Source organism: Rhodanobacter sp. Col0626, assembly GCF_049994385.1.
Lineage (GTDB): Bacteria > Pseudomonadota > Gammaproteobacteria > Xanthomonadales > Rhodanobacteraceae > Rhodanobacter.
Map to the genome: position 1 here is coordinate 285,085 of NZ_CP188260.1, position 19,463 is coordinate 304,547.

The window sequence follows — 19,463 nt, forward strand, 5'->3', positions numbered from 1 at the left end:
GACTCATCTGACAGGTAAGAATTTTGTCGTCAGACGAATGTTGCGGTTGCAGCCAACGTTGCCGATTGAGTACGCGCACTCTTCTTTGCATGTATGCGCTAAAGCAAGCAGCAGGCAGCGTTCCTATGTATACGTACGCTAAGTACCTTTTAGTGCGGTCCGGCTTTGGTTGCGAAGCCCGATGGGACCCGCAAAATTTTCTATCATTTATGAGAGCTTTCACGGCGGCTTGGCAAGCTTATTGCCTCTATAAAGGCGGAAGGCCGGAGCCGCATGGCATCTGGGCCGAATTGTCCTGAATATCGATTGCTGGCCGCCAGCATGGTGAGAGGTGAGACTCGTGGAAAGTACTAGGGAATGTGTTATCGCCGGTGGCCCGCAGCATGGGCAGGTGCATCGTCTCGAATGGGATACGCCAGGACGTTGGCCTTTGGCGATTGCCTCGGTAGACGGCGAACTGTGTGTAGCAGCGGCACGCAGAAATGGAAGCAGCCGTTTCTTCTACCTGCACCCGACTGCCACAGGAGCGCAAATTCTGACGCTTCTGACGGCACGAAATGACGATGTGAGATGAAGTGACGCCGCACCCGCCGGATCATTGTCTGGGTCCTGGTAACGACTGCCGGCACACCGTCAAATTCCATGTTTCATTGGAGTAATCCGTAGGCCGATGAACGGTATATATGCTCTCGAAATCTCGCATGAGAAATCACCACAGGCGCGATGGCTGAAACAGCTCGAATCCATCACCATGCCTGGCGAACTTGGGCAGTTGATAGTTGATTACGCTGAGGGCCATGCCGAGTGCGCGGCGGCGACGTTGCTTTGGGATGTCGTCGACATCATTAAGCCCGATGACCACGACGGGCGGGTGCAAAATGCCTGGATTCGCGGCGTCGCTGATTCTGGCATTCCGCAGTACGCTCCCGCGCGACAGGAAGTGGTGTTTCGCCTCTGCGAGGAACCCCGAGCCACGTTGCTTCTGTTAACCCTGCAGCAAGGCTGCGAGGCTGCGGCGTTCATCGCGCTGCTGAACCCCATATTGCAATTGGCAGGGCGGCGTCTGAGGAGGCTGCTGATGTGGGTCGACCAGAGGCACTCGCGCATTGAGTTGGAGCGCTCCGAGCGCTTGCAACGCGCGCTTTTCTCCATCGCCGAAGCGGCTAGTTCGGATCGTGCTTTATCAGAAGTGTTTCGATGCATACATTCCGCAATAGGCACGCTGATATATGCGGAAAATTTATCTATTGTTCTGCATGACGAACTAAACGAATCGATTCGCTACATCTATCACGTTGATGTGGCGGAGCCGAATATCCCCGGTGATGGAGAAGGGATTCCGCTGAGTTCGATCGAGCGTTCTCTTGCTTGGCATCTGGTGACCCAAGGGCGAGCAATGGTTGGAACCATCGCGGAAATACGAGATCTGGTCACGGGTCCGCTGACTGTTGTGGGCCCCCACTGGGCTGATTGTCTTGGCGTACCCATGGTGCGCGATGGGCGTGTCCAAGGGGCGGTAGTAGTTCAAAGCTACAAGGATGATACGAACTATTCGGACGAGGATATGGCGTTGCTGAAATTTGTCAGCGGTCACATTCAAGCTACGCTTGAACGGAAGTTGGGCAAGGAGGAAATAGGCCACCAGGTATTGATGCGAACAAGAGAGCTTGCAGAGGCCAACCGGGAGCTCTATGGGCAACTGGAGGAATTGGAACACGCGGAGCATTTGCAGGGAGCGCTATACCAGATCGCGAAGCTGGCCACGGTTGACATCAAGCAGGAAGAATTTTACAGACGCGTGCACAGCGTGATCGGCCAGTTCCTAAACGCGAAAAATTCCTTCATCGCCCTGATCAGCGAGTGTGGCCAGCGATTGGATTTTCCGTATGCCATCGATAAGACCGAAAAGCCACTTGTCTCGAAACCGTTGGCGCGCACGTTGAGCGAATATACGATTAGGCAAGGTCGACCTCTGTTGGGAGACGCCGCGACCATTCAACACTTGGTGGACTCAGGGGAGATTGATCCTTGGGTCGACAGGCCCTTCCCCACGCATTGGCTGTCCGTCCCATTGGTAGTCGATGGTCGATCGATCGGGCTCCTCGCGGTGTGGGGCTACAACGGAGACGTCCTCTATACGGAGGCGGACAGAGATCTGTTGGGTTTTGTGGCGCTGCAGATCGCTTACAGCCTTGACCGGCGTCAATCGGTTACGTCGCTACAACGGCGCGTGGAGGAGCGTACCCGGGAGCTGGGTGCGGAGATCCTGGAGAGGAAGCGAATCCAAGAACAACTCAGCCATCAGATCATGCATGACATGCTGACGGGGCTACCCAATCGACGTTACCTGCGCGATCGAGTAGAGCGGGTGCAGGACGCATTGCATCCTGAGCGTCAACGATTATACGCATTGCTTTACTTGGACATAGATCGTTTCAAGAGCATCAATGACAGTCTTGGGCATTTGGCGGGGGATGAAGTCCTCAAGACGGTAGCAAATCATCTGTGGAGTTGCCTAAGTCACCCCGATCTCGCGGTGCGGCTTTCCGGTGACGAATTCGCCGTGCTATTAGAAACCGCAAGCGCGCCGGCAACAGCGATACAAGTCGCGCAGCGGATCATGGACAGGTTCGATGAACCAATGATGATTTCCGGCAAGGCTGTGCAGGTATCGGTCAGCATCGGGTGCGTGATTGGCGATGCCCATTATCAAACGGTGGACCAACTACTGCACGATGCGGACGTCGCGCTCTACCGCGCGAAGCGGCTGGGACGTCGGCGTTTCGAATTGTTCGATGTGGCAATGGCGGAAGATACCATTGACGTGCTGGCGATGGAGATCGAACTGAGGCGCGCATTGCAGGAAAACCAATTCGAGCCCTACTTTCAACCGATTCGTCGTCTGGACGATGATGTCGTGATGGGATACGAGGCGCTGATTCGCTGGAATCATCCCGAACGTGGCGTATTGGAGCCGGCGCATTTCCTGAAGGTGGCCACGGATTGCAATTTGATCGAAGCGATTGACTGGCGGATGTTTGAGCTCAGTTTCGAGTCATTTGCACAACATGTCCATGATGAGGCCTTCGTCACGTTCAATGTATCCGCATTGCATTTGGGCTATGAGGACTTTGATGCGCGATTGATCAGTTTGCTTGGTCGTTTTGGCCTTGCACCAGAAAGAGTCATCGTGGAGATTACCGAAGAAGTATTACTGAATAATCCTGATGCTGTTCGTATCATGTTGACTAGGCTGCAGTCAGTCGGCGTAGGCACGGCCTTGGACGATTTTGGTACTGGTTACTCGTCATTGCACTACCTGCACACACTGCCACTGCGTATGCTAAAAATCGATCGTGCCTTTGTAAATGACTTGGACAAGCCATGGGAAATGAGCAGCTCAACGGTCGTGGCGGCAATCCTTGCGCTGGCTCGGGCACTTGATATTCAAGTGATTGCCGAGGGCATTGAAATGCAAAGCCAACGCGACGCCTTAATCGCCATGAACTGCCAGTTAGGACAAGGTTATCTGCTCGGTCGCCCGTGTCCAGCTTCAGGTGGACTTCCGCTAAAAACAGATAAGGCGGAGATAGACCAATGAGGAGATGTAGCGAAATCCATCAAGGCGACGTAACCGCAGGGGTGAGTTTGCAGGCGTAATGAACCGCTGTCCGCGGCCCAGCGCATAGCTCCATGCCCGATTTACATTGGATAGCCGAAGCGATGCATCACATGTCAAGTAATTAAGAAAATGCGCACGATGCGCAAGTTGGGTGAGCGGGCCTATATTCCCGATCATCTGACAAACGGGGCGGCCCCTTACCCTTTAACGCCCCGTGCACCGTCGTGAGACGTCGCATGTCGAAGAGCTAGTTGAGTTAACGGAGTTCGGCCTATGGATGGGCCCTTCGGCATTAAAGGTCAAATTACGTCTTCGACGGATGTCGCATAGCCCCGTTGCGGGCAATTCGGCAGGTTTTTCGGGGCAGACCTATGCGCCCGGTTTTCGAGCGCTTCGTCATATCGAATTCCCAACTTATAGAATCTAACCTCGATATTCTGCTTTCCAGATTGGTGAAGTTTGCGTGCACTCGTCATCCCCAGCGACGGGGATGGGCTGCCAGATAATGCCGACATAACCGTTTAGGCTACTGGAGGGACAAAGTGTCGCGACAACGGAGTGATCGTCGACGTAGGCTGCCAATGGGCTTACGTGCGACCACGGCAGACGTCGAGGTGCATGCAGGCCAACAGCTGATAGCAGCTGCTTTCGACAATCATCAGGGGATCAAGATCATGCACACGAATTCCACGTGGTATTCCAGCAAGTCGGCCCTGTCGATCGCCATGATCTTGGCCATCGGTACCATGACGGGCACGGCACAGGCGGCTAGTCCGCAAAGCTCCAGTTTGGCAGTTTCAGCTACCGTTACGGCAAATTGCACCATCGATGCATCTGCTGGCCTTTCATTTGGAGAGTACGACACGATCGGTGCCAACTTAGCCGACGCGCTGTCGGGCGAAGGCAGCATCAGCACGACCTGTACCAACGGCTTCACCGCCAAGGTCACCTTGGGGGAGGGCTTGAATGCTGATACTGCATCGACAGGTGAAATCCCTTTGCGTCGAATGTTGAGCGGTACAGACGACTATCTTTCCTACCAGCTTTGCTCGGATTCCAACTGCGGCACAGTTTGGGGCAATACGTCTGACACGGGGGTGGACGTGGTTGGCACGGGCGCGCCCGTGAGCACACCGGTCTACGGAAGCATAGCGGGCGGCCAGAACGTCAAGGTGGGCAACTATAGCGACACCGTACTGGCCACCGTCACGTTCTGATGAAAAATCTGTCTTTGCGCCGGGCTGCTTGCAGCCTGGTGCTTTTTTTTGCCGGTGCAACCATGGCACTGGCAGGATCGTTCCAGGTTAATCCGGTTCGAGCCGAGCTCTCGCGCGCGCGTCCAGTAAGCGCCATGACGGTTCGTAATACCGGGGCAGAGCCTGCAGTGATTCAGTTGCGGGCGGTGTCATGGACTCAACCGGATGGTAAGGACCGCTACGATATGGCTCCCGATATCCTGGGGACTCCGCCGATCTTCACCATTCCCGCAGGTGGTTCACAGTTGATAAGGGTGGGCTCACGTCGGCCGCCGGAAGCGAATCTAGAGCGCGCGTACCGCTTGTTTCTGCAAGAGGTGCCGCCTCCGCCACAGCCCGGTTCCAAAGGGTTGCGCTTAGCATTGCGTTTAAGCATTCCCCTGTTTGTGATCCCTGCAACTGCGGTTTCGCCCGAACTTCATTGGGACGCCGTCGCGGTAGCCAGCGGGAAAGTGCGGATTCATGTGGCCAATCACGGTTCCTCCCATGCATGGTTCACTCAGATCGGACTCGTGATGGTGCAAGGCGGTCAGGCATTGCCCATTTCGACTTTGCCTGTTTACGTACTGCCCGGGGCTGCCCATGACTGGATCGTCGATGTCGATACATCGACTGATCACACGCTGCGGCTCACCGCCCAAGGAGAAGTGGGAACCATCCAGACCGATTTGACGATTCCGGCCCGGTGAGAACTTGTCCGTCATGCACAGAATGAAGCCGCGCTTTTGGAAGGGCGATGCGACTTCACCCTGAAGGTGACAGTGCCTGTCGGCCCAGGGTGCAAACACCGGCGACGACATCTGCTGGGAAGAGCCTGGGTCAGTCGGGTTTGTATCAATTTTCGCTTGCCAAGAGAAATTGCGCCGCCGCGTGGGCCGTTTGTGTTACCTGGTCGCTCCTGACGATGTTTCCAACCCCGGCATGCGCTTCCAGCGTGGTGCACGCCGTCCGCGTCAGCATGGCGCCAGAGCATGTTCGGCTGGTCTTCGAATCAGATACGCCCATTCATGCTCGTGTGGCCAAGCGAAGTTCGCCAGGTGTCCTGTTCATGGACATGGACGTGTCACTCAGCATGGCGCTCGCACAGCTCACAAGGGAAAAGGTCGGCAGAAACAACCCGTTTGTGAGTGGCGTGCTGATGCATCAGGGGCAGGATAGCGGCACGACTCTTGTGGAGTTGAGTTTGCGCCGCCCCATCACATCACGAATTTTCAACCTCAAACCAGGTGATGGCCATGGAAGCCGTCTGGTGGTGGATTTCTATCCCGCCGCGCCGACGGTAGCTATTGCTCTGTCGATGACGGATGCGTCCGGATCGAAATTCGCGATATCCGGGATGCGAAGCAAGGCAGTCCCGGACACTGTCCTTCCGATGCCAGTGCAAACATCGAAAATAGACCTCTCCGCAGCTGGCATCGTCGCCAACTCTGTGCCGCAGGAAGCTTGGTTTGAGGTCCACATCAATCATGAGTCGGTAGGGACCGCGCTTGTGCTGCAGGATGTCGCGGACCATGTGTTGATCAGTGGCCATGATCTGGCGCAATGGCGGATTCGGCGGGATGGTTTGAAAGCTATCCATCATGGCGCGGTGAGCTACTACCCGCTCGATGCCATCACTGGGTTGTCCTATCACATCGAGAAGTCCAGCCAATCGCTATGGCTTGATGTCTCGGCGAATCTGTTCGATATCACTACATTCAACGGTACTTCACGAGGCCTGAGCGAGCCCACACCGTCTCCGCCTGGAGCGTTCCTCGATTACGACGTCTATGTCAATCGGTCCCGCGGACAGTCCATGAACGGCAGTGCTTTCTTGGAGTCTGGTGCCTTCGGTCGCTGGGGCAATGCCACCAATACCCTGCTTGCTCGTCGCATCGATGGACAGAACCATGCGATTCGCCTGGATACCACTTGGTCCTACGATCACCCATCGACCATGGCGAGCTTTCGCTTCGGTGACGATATCAGCGGGAGCAGCGGTTGGGGACGCTCGGTGCGTTTTGGTGGCGTGCAGTGGGCTACCAATTTTGCCACCCAGCCGAGTTTCGTCATCCTTCCCATGCCTACGCTCGGTGGCATCGCGGCGACGCCTTCGACCGTGGATCTCTACGTCAACAACATGCTCCGGCTAAAGCGCGATGTGCCCAGCGGCCCATTCAGTATTCAAGATCTCCCGGTGATCACTGGGCAGGGAGAGATCCGGCTCGTGGTGCGTGATCTCCTAGGCCGCGAACAGACCGTGCTTGAACCATTTTACGCAAGCAGCGGCTTGTTGGCCAAAGGTCTGCGTGACTTTTCCTACGAAGCCGGTTTCGAACGTGAAAACTACGCACTCGACAGCAACGACTACGGCCCGTTTGTTGCCGTGGCTACCGAGCGCAGGGGTCTATCGGACACGTTCACTGGCGAACTGCATGCCGAGGTATTGCGAGATCAGCAGACCGTTGGTGTGGGTGGCACTTATTTGTTGTCGACGGCGGGCGTGTTGACGGCATCGGTTGCCACCAGTCATCGGGCCGCCGGATCCGGCGGTCTTGTATCACTGGGGTTCCAGCGCCAGACGGGACGTGTGAGCTATGGGTTGCAGACCCAATTGACCAGCCCACGGTTTATTCAGCTCGGCTACGACCCGCGAAATCTCCCGCCACGACAAACCAGCACGGCCTTCGTCAGCCTGGGTACGCATGGGCTCGGTTCGTTTGGAGTCAACTATGCCCACCAGGACTTCCGCGACCGTGAGGATTTGGAGCTGATTGGCGCCAGTTACAGCCGGCAGATATGGCAACTGGGTTATCTCGCACTTTCTGCGCAACACATTCTTGGCGATGCGCCCGAGACCCTGTTTAGCCTGTCGATCACTGTGCCGTTTGACGAGCGAAGTACCGCCAGCATCAATACGCAATTCCATGACGGCACCAGTCACGCTGAGCTGAGCGTGCAGCAGAATCTTCCGGTAGGCACTGGCATGGGCTACCACGTACAGGCAGGTATGTCCGCATCCGACCCTCGTCAAGCGGGTATCGCATTGCAGAATGATGTTGGTGCCTATTCTTTCGATGTGGCCGAGAGCCAAGGTCGGGAAGGCTATCAAGGTAGCGTGCGTGGTGGCATCGCGCTGCTGGGTGACAAGGTCTTCTTCAGCCGGAATATCAAGGATAGCTTCGCGGTCGTGCAGGTGCCGGGTTATGCCAACGTACGCGTGTATGCCGATAACCATCAAATCGGCACTACCGATTCGAAAGGTTACGCTCTGGTACCGCAACTACGGCCTTATCAGAAAAACCCTATCCGCATCGAACAGTCTGATCTGCCAATGGATGCCGCGATCGGCAGTCTGGCGATGGATGCCGTGCCTTACCAGCACGGCGCGCTGATGCTGAAATTTCCGGTGACCCGATCGCGCGGTGCGGTTCTCACCATCATCCTTGAAGATGGCAGCGTCCTGCCTGCTGGCGCGGAAGTTTCCATGGCAGGTCATACCGAATCCTTCCCCGTCGGAATGCGTGGTGAGGTCTATCTCACCGGTCTGATGGATTCGAATACGGTGCGTGTCACGTGGCAGGGACAAAGCTGTGATCTGGCTTTCGACTTCTCCGAAACAAGCGATCCACTGCCCCATCTTGGGCCTTTGACCTGCGCAGGAGTACGGCCATGATGCGTCGCGGAAGGAAGCTCGGTCTGGAGGTATCCCGAGCATCGGTGGTGAATCACAACCGTGCCCGTCAACGTACGCTTGCGTGGCTCATGGCGCTCATCATGGGAATCATCACCACGCCACTGGCTGCGGCAGGGTGCTCGCTAGCGGCAACAGGCGTGGCTTTCGGAAATTACGACTTCCTCAGCCCGACAGATCTCGAGGGTGTCGGTAACATCCAGGTGCAATGCGACGCAGTTGCCTCCTACACCATCACATTGAGCCAGGGTTACGGGTTGTTCGACGCGCGGCGGATGATGAGTGGCGCGCATCAGCTCAGCTACAACTTATATAGCGACGCCGCGCGGACCATCATTTGGGGTGATGGCATCGATGGCATCACACAAGTCGTCGGAGGAAATGACGCCGGCCAGACATATCCGGTTTACGCCAAGGCGCCTGCGGGCCAAAGCCCCTATGTGGGTACCTATACCGACTCGATCACCGTGACATTGACATTTTGAATGCGCGTACTAACCGGCGTATCGACAGGTTCGCTCTTTTGCAAGAGTCGTTCCTCATTCGGATCACTCACCGCTCCCATCCGGGAAGGTCCACAAGAGCGAATCTCTATTCGGCACGTCAACAGAAATCCGATGGTAGTTGGGCTTTTGGATGGTGGGCTTTCTCAGAGAGAAGAATTTTTTGAATGGGCCACCCCTTGCAGGTTTAGACGCATATCTAGGCAAGCCGTCTCGAAAGCATAATGAGGAAAAGCAATTGATGAAGCGCAGGTCTTTATATTTTTTAATGGCAATGGTTCTTGTAGGTGCAAGTGATGTCCGTGCAGATGGCACCTTTGCCTGGAACGACCCCGCAAGCAAGGGAGCAGTTCCTCCAGCCTCCGGTGGTCGCTGGTATATCGCCCCTACTGTTGGAGGCTACTACAACGACGTCGACCGCAATACGAGCAAACGCCAGATTTACTACGGTCTCGCTGTGGGCCGTTTCCTTTCGCCGAATGTATCGGTCGACTTGTTCCTAGATCGCACTAAACGTGATGTCGATGCCGGTGGGTCATGGACCAATGACAATCTAGGAGGCACAGCACGCTTTTACATTGGCGAGAGGAATACATGGCGCCCCTACCTTCTCGCAGGAGTAATGGCCAGCAGCAACCACGGTCATGGTGAAAGTGGCTGGTCACCAGCGGGCGAGTTAGGCGGCGGGGTGTCCGTCATGACGACGGACAGTCTGGACATTCGCGTCGAAGCCGGTTACCGCTACGACTGGGACAGCAAGACGCGTGTGAATGAGAGCGGTTATGGCGACTGGTTCCTTGGCCTCAGCGCGGTGTCATGGTTTGGTGCGCCGACTGCGGTTCCGGTGCATCTGGCAGAAACTGTGGACTGCGCGGTGCTGGACGACGATATCGACGATGTAAGTAATTGCGATGACAGGTGTCCGGAGACAACTCGCGATGCGATCGTTGGCCCGGATGGTTGTCTACAACAAAAAGTTGTAATCGACCTGCGTGGTGTCAACTTCAAGTTCGATCACCCAAGAAAGGGCGAGACCAGCATCTCCGAGTCATTGGCCGAACCGAAAGACGATTCCCTCGCTGTCTTGAACCAAGCGATCGATACTCTTCAACGTTATCCGCAGATCCACGTAACGGTTGCTGGTTACACCGATGCCAAGGGTACCAACGGTTATAACCAAGACTTGTCTGAACGCCGCGCAAAAATCGTGTACGAGTACCTGACCAAACATGGTATCGATTCGCGTCGCATCAGCGGTCCAATCGGGCATGGCGAGAACGACCCGGTCGGTGACAATACTACCGACGCGGGAAGCGCGCAGAACCGCCGCACAGAGTTGCAGGTTAAGTAGCGTCTAGTTGGTTGCAGTGCTTATACGTCTACGCTTCTGATTCAGCACCGATTGTGCGTCTCGGTTGCTTGAGGGACATGCCGGAGAGATCGTCACGTGCCCAATTAGGGTTGCAAAGCTAAATCAAGCGTGCCAACTCAATCGCACGGGTTATGTAAGTCATTGATTTACCGGATCAAAAATTCATCGCGACCAACCATCACACACAATGTTACTCACATCTCCCCGGGCATAGGCGTGGAGCCCAGTAGCGCCCGCCGACATAGCCATCTGGGCGGCGTCAATCCCGAAGCCTTTGAACAGGCTTCAGCGTGAGGCAGGAAAGTGTCTTAATTTCAGGGGCAGTCCAGAGAGGTTCCGCAGCCCGACAGTCACTCTAGCGTAATTCGCCAGTTGTGCCACATGGGGGTGGAAGTTCCACCCATCCGGGCGATCAGATCCGTATCGCAGGCGACGGATTGTTGATTCCGCTTCATGCACTGGAGCGTATGAGCACATACAAAGCACAACAAGGCCAGACATCCGACCCTGCATGACTCGATCGTCAAGCGAAGTCGGTGTACAACTGCGTGCCGTGTTTAAGAAAGAGCGTACATGAAGAGCAAGAAGATCACGCAGAAACTTCTGAAGGAGGTTGGCCTCGCATACAGCAACGCTCCGAGGACCCATTTTTTTTACGAGTACCAAGGCGAGCGAGCCATTGATGCTCTATTGATGATCGAAAACGGCATCAACCTGTGGCACGAGCAGATGTTGAACATCCCAGAGCGGGATGTAAGCCACCTTTGGGCCTACGCTGCGGAACTACTGGCGTCTCGTCGTGACACCCTCATGTATTCACACGTCGAATGGCTCCGATATCAAATCACGATGGGAATCATCGTCCCGGAGAAATGGGATCGCAGACGACCCTATCCCTATAAATGGATGCTTATTTCTGCCGTCTACTTCCAAGAAGCCAGGAGGCTGTGCGAGGAAGGTGGCACCGATCGGGCGTGGCATGTCGTGACCATGGCCTATTACCAACTTGGTATGAACACCAACCCCTCGTTGACACAGGCTGTAGCGAAGGCAGCGAAGGCTCGACATTCAGAAGCCAGCATGAGCAAGCGAGCTTTTGTTTTAGCTGCCCTCGACCAGGTCAAAAGAGCGGGATCCGCCAAGAGCATCCCGGATGCTATAGAAAAAGTGTATGACTTAATTGCCGGTTCGAAGACGGCCACGCAGACACTTGACGAGATTGAAGGACTGACGCCCGAAGCGGCGGAACACGCTGAAGCGGACGATGCAGTGGAGCGACTTCGAGGAACCTTAAAGAGTTGGGCACGTCCCGACGGGCCTTACCCGGAAATGTCTGATGCCTTTTCCTACTTCGATAGCGAGAAAACGCAGCCCAGCACTTTCAGGCCAACTGACGAAGGGATACCGAGCGAAAGGCTGCCTGACGAGTGCACGCACTACATGCGAACCGTCAGCTATATGAACAACGGCGATGTCCTTACTGCAGAAATTTCCAGAGATGCTTCGGAAGAAGCGCACGAAGAAAGCAAGAGATAAGTTTTTCGCAAACCAATAGCGCGTGTGGACCGCCGGATCTGCGGCACGTCGCTGTGCCAGGGTTGCCTAGTGCAATCCGATAGTTCTGTCAAACTGTCTGCGTGCAGACCTTTTGTTGGGGCTGAATCCGATGCCTACTATTCGTGACGTTGCGATTCGCAACGTCACGGAAAGTTAAGCAATGAAACAGTCCATCGCGTCTCCGCTGGCAACCCGCCAGCATCCCCGCCTGTCTCCGCACGAATCGGATCGTGCACACATCGAAACGCAAAGCAGCCCGCACAGCGGTGTCACGCTGGGCGACGTCCATCGGAAGTTGGTTGAACTCCTCAACGAACTTGCTCGCCGCAAGGCAAGCAAGAAGGCTATTCGCTTGCCTGACGTTCAGGAACTCACTGGCGAAGGCCGTAGCCAGATCTACGCGCGAATGAACCCCAAGTACGCGGCGTACGACGAAACGTGGCCCGTCCCCTTCTACATCGGGAAGTCCCCTCGCTGGTGGGAGCACGACGTCGCCGCGTGGTTGGAGGCTAAGGCCGCTTCGTCCACCGCAACCCGTCACTAATTTTGGAAAATACCATGTCAAACGACACCATCCAGAACAACATCTCCGTCAGCAAGCTTTCCCTCAAGCTGGCATCGCTCCAACCGAAAGCGCGTACCGCGAACCAGGCGAAAATTGCCGAACATTACGACGATATCGTAAACGCGATCGAGCGCGGGGTGTCGATGAAGGCCCTCCGTGCCGCGCTCGCCGAAGATGGCGTCGCCATCGCGTCGGCTACGTTCAAGAAACTGCTTGAAAACGAACGCAAGCGCCGTGAGGCGGGTAACGACGAAGCTGGCCTGGCTAATGGGGGTGACCTGTGACCGGCTTCAATAGCGGGGTTTGGAGCCGCAAACATCGGGAAGATCTCACGCCCACCGCGTCACCTTATCCTGTCACTGCACTGCCATACGCGATCCGCAAGGCGGTGGAGTGCCTCTCTGATCGACACCAGATCTCCCCGGCGATCTGTGCTGGGACAGCGAACGCTGCCGTAGGCTTTGCTGTTCAGACCTTGGCGGACTTCAAGATGCCCGACGGACGCTTGCGGCCGACATCTCAGTTCCATCTGGTGATCGGTGAGTCGGGTGTGGGTAAGAGCATCTGCTTCGACACCTTCATCGCACCTTTTGTAGCTCATGACAAAGCTGCTGAGGCCACGTACGTAAAGGCAGTGAAGGAGCACTCGGCCCGGCTTCGCGATTGGAAGCAGCAGCGCTCCGACATCATCAAGATGCTCGCCAAGTGTCGTATGAAAGCAGAGTCGTGCGCGCACCTTCAGCGGGAGCTGGACGAACTCGTGCAACACGAACCTGCGATGCCTCGCCGCCGGAACCTGCTGGTCGCTGACACGACGGGAGCTGCCTTCATTGAACGCATCTCGGGCGCTCATCAATCGTGTTCACTTGCTAGTGATGAGGGCGCTATTCCCTTTACCTACCTCCACCAATACTTCGGCCAACTGAACTTGGGTTGGGACGGAAGCAGCATTGCGGTCCAGCGCAAGAGTACGGGAACTCTCATTGCCTTCGATGCCCGTGTAAGTGCATTGCTCATGCCCCAGCCTGGCGTGTTTAGCGATTTCTGTCGTCGTCATGGTGACTTCGCTCTGGACGTTGGTGCATGGGCCCGTTTCTTGATCGTCTGCCCGCCTCCGGTTGAGAATAAGGTGTACTTGGTCGATCCCATGTCCCATTCCACCGCGCCTATCGATGAGTTCAAGTCGATCCTGCAGGGGTTGATCGGTGAGATCAGCCGCCGCGCTGAAGCAGGTGTCACAGAGCGTGACGTCGTGGAGCTGGACAGTGATGCACGCGAATGTTTGATCACGTTCGCGAACGAGATGAACAGCCGCATGGAGGCCGGCGGAGACCTCAGTGATGTCAAAGCCTTTGCAGCAAAGGCGGCAGAGCACGCTGCTCGCATGGCGGCGGGTTTCAGCTACTTCGACAAGTGCAGCACGATTACGCGGGACACGTTGGAGCGTGCGATTACCATCATTCGGCATCACCTCCTTGAATACGTCAGCCGCTTCTCCTTGGCAGCAACGGTTCCTGATCTGGTCTTGGACGCGGAGGATCTCTCGAAACACCTGCAGAAGAGCTACTGGAGCCGACGCTGGACCAGCGTGCCCATGACACAGCTTGAAAGGCATGGTCCCAGCAAAGATCTGCGCCGTGTCGACCGCCTTCTTCCCGCGCTGCAGTACCTGCAGACTCAGGGAAAGCTCGAGCTTGAGCATCGCGGTCGGAAGGTCTATGTAAAATACCGCCCGAGCCTCGCTTAGTAGGGCGCGCTACCGACACGACCAGTCCACATGGACTGGTCGGAGTCATGTTCTGGGAATCGCACACCTCAACGAACGAACCAGTACTTCTAGGGGCCATTGTGTTTGATGTCACCGTGCAAGACACACAACCACTGAAGTCGAAAAATTGCGTCTCCGGGAACCCATGCGAATTTTGCGAACATTCGCATATTCGCGTGCGCCCAAGCCCCCTTTTGTACGGACTGGACATCTTGCCGTCGGCAAACGGGGTAACGATGATGGGGTTGCATCGGGAAATTGGGAGGCTCTTGGCGCTGTGAGTCACAAGACCTCGGCAAGCCCGAATTACGGTCGATACCGTACTAGCGAGGCTTCCGTTAACGATATGCTGGGTCGACCCAGCAGCGGTTGATGATCGAGCTAATCCGACGAGATCTGAGCTGTCGCGTCCATTGCCTTGTAGCCATCACAGAGCACCGCTCTGATTGTTCATGAGTTCACTGTATCAGACCCGAGCCCAAACCCTTGTGACGCATGTCTGACCATTGGTCGTCGCTGCACCCGCTGTGCGCAGACGCTCTTCGCATGTCTGATTTGATTTTGATCGGCGTGCACTTCCTCTCGCATTGATGCAACAGCGACACTCGCACTACACGCTCGCCTATCGACACATTTATTGCCGTAGTCGTTACCCATTTTGCCCATGAATGAAAGCGTCCGAGAAAAGCGTGAAGGTTCAAGATCACTACAGCCACCAGAAAGTGGCTGCAGCGTATGCATGTGGACCATACATCGACAGCTGCCGTTGCCGACCTCAACGGGACAGGGAGCAATTGGCACGAAAGTCGCCGACCGGTTTGCTCAACCCTGTGCGCATGTTTCAAAAATCAACGTCGATACTTTGTTGACCCGCTCGTCGAGCCTCCACATAGGCTTTCTTGTCCTTTGCAGACATCTTTCGGACGCGCGCTTGTCCCAGATGACGTTCAGGCATCCGGTTGATGCCCTGTTCCTTTAGCGAACCCGCGTCCACACGTGCCCAGTGGCCATATTTGGCCAAGAGGCGATTCTGGATGTCGGCGCATTGCTTGCGCATGGCCTTCATCTTGGCTCTGACCTCCAATGGAGTCATGCCACCACTTTCCTTGCGGAGCCCGCCTTTCTCCGGTCGTACACGATTGTAGCGTCTGAATATCTGCTCCGGAGGTCGGTATATACCGTCAGCTACGCGATCGGAGTACACGATATGCGCATGCGCGTTGACCACGTTGCCCAAGGATGACTGCGGCACGTGTATGGCCCAGCGATGAGGTTTTGGACCTACCAGTGCCGGGAGCAGGCTATGTACTAACTCGACCTGCTGTGGTGCTGTGAGTTCGTTTGGCAACGCAACCACATGTTCTCTGAAGGCGGCAGCATTGCTCCTCTCATGCAGATCTGCCAGATGCCAGAACAGATTAGGGTGTTCTTCCGCCCAGTCGGGCATGTTTCCGACACCGGTCGCCATCAAGTCCTCTCTTGTCGCGTGCTTGCCCTCGCGTGCGATGTACGCCACATGCGCTTGCGCTGAACCTTTCCTGCCGCTTTTGATCCGATGATGAAAACTGGCCATCGTGGACACCCTTTAATCTGTAGGCAATAAAAAAGGCCGGCGGTGTAGTTCGCTGGCCTGCTCATGAAGTGAGTTTCACCGTATTTTTGGATGTCGCCGAGAGAAACGGTAAGTGCGCGTACCACGCTCCCCTCTATACCTGTTCTTCTCTTGTTACACCAACGCAGTTGGTGATGTGCTGTATCAATTTGCAATCCCCTCATATATGTATGTATGGGTGAGTAAAAACTTAATGTGTCTGAAGGCTACTTGTTGGTCATATCAATTCGCCCTCAACAGCCGTTGCTTGCGGCTTTCGTATGGCCCTTGATTGAGGCCTTCGGCACAAGCTGTAAGGTCTCGGTACACTGATGAGCGCTTCTGAGGGAGACGGGAAGAACGAGAAGAACCTTACAGGCTTCGTGTAGATCTTAAGCTGCGTTCGATTGAGCCGACAGGAGGTTCTATCTGGTGATCTGGCGAAGTACCCAAAAAAAACGGAGCCAACAAGAAAGGGAAGAACGCCGTAGCGTTCTTCCCTTTCTATTGCTGACTCGGCTAAGCCAATGGGGTGTTAAGCACCTTGAATGATTAGAGACCAAGCGCGACACCTTCGATCGCCATCACCTCTCCGCGATTAGGGAGGGTTATCGGTGGTAGGGGAGGTCGTCATTGCCCCGACAGTCCCAAGTAGTCGACGACACCAAGGGGCGCCGAGTAACAGGTGCTGGCCTCGGCAACACAAAAAAATGGGCTCCTCACTACGGGCAGGAGCTTTCACTCCCTTCCGTGCAGACCAAAGCCATTTATGCATCAGCCCTTGCGTTTCTCTCTTGCAAGGCTCTCACGAGCCCGCACAAGGCAAAGCTATACACGACTACACCGCCAATAATTCCGAACATCGCGATGATCTCCTTTGGCTACGGATACCGCCCTGCCGCACCTCCAGCCACTGGCTTCGATCAAGCGTGTGCGTGTCCACCAGCCGCAATGCTGTGTGCTTCTTCATTTTTGTATCTCCCAAAGAAAAAGCCCGGCCGAAGGGCTGGGCTCTATGACGTTTGCATCCGATGGATCGTACCAACTGGCGCAGTTGTAGATGTCCCAGCCTTGCTGTTTCAGGGTGATGGCTTGAATGTGGATGTTCAGCGTGTGGCGCGTTTACACGAAAGCCAGGACACCTTCACCTCCGAGTGTAGACGGCGTACATCGAGCCGCCGCATGCAGTCGGGTCACCGTAATCCGCAGTCAGCCGGCGGGAACCTCTTTGCCTTGTTTGCACCATGTTTCCCATTCGTCGACCTGATCCGCAGTAGCGGCGTCATCGACACCAGCCTTCGCGGCAGCCTCGTGGTTGGCCGCAGTCCATCTCTGCACGCAGGCATCCAGCGTGGCGGGAGCAGCAGGTGAGATTGCCGCAGGCGCGGGTGGGGTGTTAGTGGATACTGGCCCGGAAAGCGCCTGATTCAGACGCCCTTCGAGCGATTCGCCGTCGGCCTGCGATGCATCCGTGACATCCTTGTTCGCCACCTTTTTGCCGTCGACGTAGATTTCGTCGGTGAGCAAGACGCCGTTCTTGTCCCACGTCTTGCGTTCTCCGTTGATCTTGCCTTCTACCCACTTGTCGACGAGAGCAATGCGCTTTCCCGTGTCGGCATCGAAAGTTTCCGCCACGCCGTCGTACTGGCCCTTTCGGTAGCGCCATCGGTCAGTCAGCTGCGTCCCATCGTCGGTATAGCGAGCATAGTCGCCATCGTACGTGCCATCGGACCAGGCCACACTCTCGACCAGCTTGCCAGTGGATGGGCTGTATATCTTCTCGGTGCCAGCCGGCTGACCTGCGTCAAAGCTTCCTTCGATGAGCTTCTGAGCGCGACTTTCCGGGTTGTAGTAAACGAGTCCCCCGGAAAGACGCCCCTCCGAGAAGTGGGCTTCGATAAGCTTGGTATCGGTTCTTGGCACGTAACAGATCGCCTTTCCGTCGACATATCCCTTGCGTGCAGACACGTCGCACAGGAACGTCGGTGAGCCGATTCCCTGCGCGAAGCGCCACATCCGGGCGACGGCGTCGCCATCGCCGCCGGCCTCTTGCACGAACTTAGCGTAGCCCTTGGCGTCGCTCAGCAAAAAGCTGTCAGGGACGTGTGTGACGGTACCGGTGAATGGTTCATTGGCGCCCGTGGCATAGATCAGGCCATCGGGCATCTCGGCATTCCGGAAGTCCAGGACCGGCTTGCTGCACCCTGTGAGGGCAAACAAGGTCGTGGCCATCAGGGTAGCCAGCGGGATTCTGTGCGGGGTTTTCATGGTGATCGCTCCTGCGTTGAATGCAAAAAGAGCGTGCGCCCGACGAGCGCACGCTCTTGGTGTGGAGAGGTGGGGATGGATTACCTCTTAAAGAGAGGCTGCGGCGGGGACCGTACTGGTCAACGTCTTGCCAGCCGACCGCCAGCCGAAGCGAAGTCCGACGTACAGGGCAACCACGACCACCAGCACGATGCTTACGAGCAATAGCAAGGCCATGCTCAAGTCACTATCGGCCTGATCGAGGAGGATGGCTGACACGAAACGTCCGCCGAACCAGACCCCCAGGACACGCCACAGCACACCGAGCTTGAGATCCTTGGTGAAGACATAGCGTGTGCCCGGCTGGTATTGCTCGGCGTAGTACGTCCAGCCACGCTTGGTGCCCAGGCGGAGGGTGACGCCCGTCAGCAAGCCAAAAGCGATCAGGAACACCGTCCCCACGGTGCCCTCATCGAGATCCATGTTGCCGACGATCATGGCCAGCACAAAGACCGCCAGCGTCGCGGCCACGCCGTACCAGATGTTGTGCCACTTCTGGGTTGTGGTGAGTTGGAAGGGTTGATTCAGAGCGTTCATGTTTAGGTAGTCCTTTGGGTGAAAATAGAGAACGCACCGCCCGTCCAAGCGCTCGGGCGCGGATAGGCTACAAACGATGGGTTAGATGCAGTGCCTCGCATCGGTGGTTCGATGGCCCCCTGTGGCCATGCGGAGGAGCCGTCTGGGTAAGGCGCCCTACATGTCTATATATACTGTTCCAGTATAGACTATTGCGCGCGACGTATATAGGCAATCCTGAAGGAGATTCAGTTGCCGATGCCCACGTCTGTCTACGCCCGTCGCCACCATTTTTGCCAAGCGTCTGAAGGCTGCCCGCATCATGCGGGGCCTTTCGCAGCGCGCATTGGGAGGCCTCGTGTCTGACGACAAAGCCAATGGCAGCGTTCGCATCAACCGCTACGAGCAGAGAGTGAATCGGGCGGATATGGATACGGCGGCCACGCTAGCTTGCGCGCTGGATATTCCCTTGGCCTACCTTTTCGCCGAAGAAGACGATCAGGCCGAGATGCTCTTGGCCTTCGCACAACTCTCAAAAGGTGAACGGTCAAAGCTGCTCAGCCAAATCCGACAGATGGTCGCCAAGAAAGAAAAGTAGTCAAGGAGCAGGTTAGCCTTGTGGCAGGAGAGGGTGTCGGCCTCTCCTGCTCGATCAAGCAAGCCAAAGCATCTCGGTGATGGCTCGGCGAACTTGCAACATTTCCTTGCGCTGAAGCGAGCGCACTTCCGTCAA

General features: G+C 56.1%; 14 protein-coding genes. 11 read left to right on the forward strand and 3 right to left on the reverse strand.

The genetic code is table 11. From position 1 onward, the window contains the following. Nucleotides 1-670: 670 nt before the first annotated feature. The 10 genes from ACPPVV_RS01140 (at nucleotide 671) to ACPPVV_RS01185 (ending at nucleotide 14,295) form a co-directional block, all read left to right on the forward strand. Nucleotides 671-3,601: an EAL domain-containing protein gene (locus ACPPVV_RS01140; protein ID WP_426701650.1), complete on the forward strand. Its 2,931-nt coding sequence runs from the start codon at nucleotides 671-673 to the stop codon at nucleotides 3,599-3,601. Nucleotides 3,602-4,296: 695 nt separating this feature from the next. Further along, entirely contained in the window at nucleotides 4,297-4,839 is a 543-nt protein-coding gene (locus ACPPVV_RS01145) for a Csu type fimbrial protein (protein WP_426701651.1), read from the forward strand. Then, nucleotides 4,839-5,567 carry a fimbrial biogenesis chaperone gene (locus tag ACPPVV_RS01150; protein WP_426701652.1) on the forward strand — a complete coding sequence of 243 codons (729 nt, stop codon included), beginning with the start codon at nucleotides 4,839-4,841 and terminating at the stop codon, nucleotides 5,565-5,567. Before ACPPVV_RS01145 ends, ACPPVV_RS01150 begins: the two co-directional genes overlap by 1 nt. A 359-nt stretch (nucleotides 5,568-5,926) precedes the next feature. Then, on the forward strand, nucleotides 5,927-8,533 hold the full coding sequence (locus tag ACPPVV_RS01155) for a fimbria/pilus outer membrane usher protein (protein ID WP_426701653.1): 2,607 nt from the start codon (nucleotides 5,927-5,929) through the stop codon (nucleotides 8,531-8,533). Continuing rightward, nucleotides 8,530-9,036, forward strand: a complete 507-nt coding sequence (locus ACPPVV_RS01160) for a Csu type fimbrial protein (protein ID WP_426701654.1) — start codon at nucleotides 8,530-8,532, stop codon at nucleotides 9,034-9,036. The genes ACPPVV_RS01155 and ACPPVV_RS01160 overlap by 4 nt, the downstream gene beginning before the upstream one ends. Nucleotides 9,037-9,295: 259 nt before the next feature. Then, on the forward strand, nucleotides 9,296-10,405 hold the full coding sequence (locus ACPPVV_RS01165) for an OmpA family protein (RefSeq protein ID WP_426703137.1): 1,110 nt from the start codon (nucleotides 9,296-9,298) through the stop codon (nucleotides 10,403-10,405). 594 nt (nucleotides 10,406-10,999) lie between these two features. Then, nucleotides 11,000-11,962 carry a hypothetical protein gene (locus tag ACPPVV_RS01170; protein ID WP_426701655.1) on the forward strand — a complete coding sequence of 321 codons (963 nt, stop codon included), beginning with the start codon at nucleotides 11,000-11,002 and terminating at the stop codon, nucleotides 11,960-11,962. A 181-nt stretch (nucleotides 11,963-12,143) separates the two neighbouring features. Continuing rightward, nucleotides 12,144-12,527 carry a helix-turn-helix transcriptional regulator gene (locus ACPPVV_RS01175; protein WP_426701656.1) on the forward strand — a complete coding sequence of 128 codons (384 nt, stop codon included), beginning with the start codon at nucleotides 12,144-12,146 and terminating at the stop codon, nucleotides 12,525-12,527. Between the two features lie 14 nt (nucleotides 12,528-12,541). Then, on the forward strand, nucleotides 12,542-12,832 hold the full coding sequence (locus ACPPVV_RS01180) for a hypothetical protein (protein ID WP_426701657.1): 291 nt from the start codon (nucleotides 12,542-12,544) through the stop codon (nucleotides 12,830-12,832). Further along, nucleotides 12,829-14,295, forward strand: a complete 1,467-nt coding sequence (locus ACPPVV_RS01185) for a DUF3987 domain-containing protein (protein ID WP_426701658.1) — start codon at nucleotides 12,829-12,831, stop codon at nucleotides 14,293-14,295. Before ACPPVV_RS01180 ends, ACPPVV_RS01185 begins: the two co-directional genes overlap by 4 nt. Before the next feature lie 862 nt (nucleotides 14,296-15,157). Here the strand turns inward: ACPPVV_RS01185 and ACPPVV_RS01190 are convergent. From ACPPVV_RS01190 to ACPPVV_RS01200, 3 genes are all read right to left on the reverse strand, one after another. Beyond that, a complete protein-coding gene (locus ACPPVV_RS01190) occupies nucleotides 15,158-15,889 on the reverse strand; it encodes a MobA/MobL family protein (protein WP_426701659.1) in 732 nt (243 codons plus the stop codon). Nucleotides 15,890-17,116: 1,227 nt separating this feature from the next. Next, nucleotides 17,117-18,175, reverse strand: coding sequence for a hypothetical protein (locus ACPPVV_RS01195; RefSeq protein ID WP_426701660.1), 1,059 nt, complete (start codon nucleotides 18,173-18,175; stop codon nucleotides 17,117-17,119). An 87-nt stretch (nucleotides 18,176-18,262) separates the two neighbouring features. After that, complete coding sequence (locus ACPPVV_RS01200) at nucleotides 18,263-18,751, reverse strand: hypothetical protein (RefSeq protein WP_426701661.1); 489 nt, start codon at nucleotides 18,749-18,751, stop codon at nucleotides 18,263-18,265. Between the two features lie 337 nt (nucleotides 18,752-19,088). Between ACPPVV_RS01200 and ACPPVV_RS01205 the strand changes: the two genes are divergently transcribed. Continuing rightward, on the forward strand, nucleotides 19,089-19,328 hold the full coding sequence (locus tag ACPPVV_RS01205) for an XRE family transcriptional regulator (protein WP_426701662.1): 240 nt from the start codon (nucleotides 19,089-19,091) through the stop codon (nucleotides 19,326-19,328). The last annotated feature ends 135 nt before the right edge of the window (nucleotides 19,329-19,463 follow it).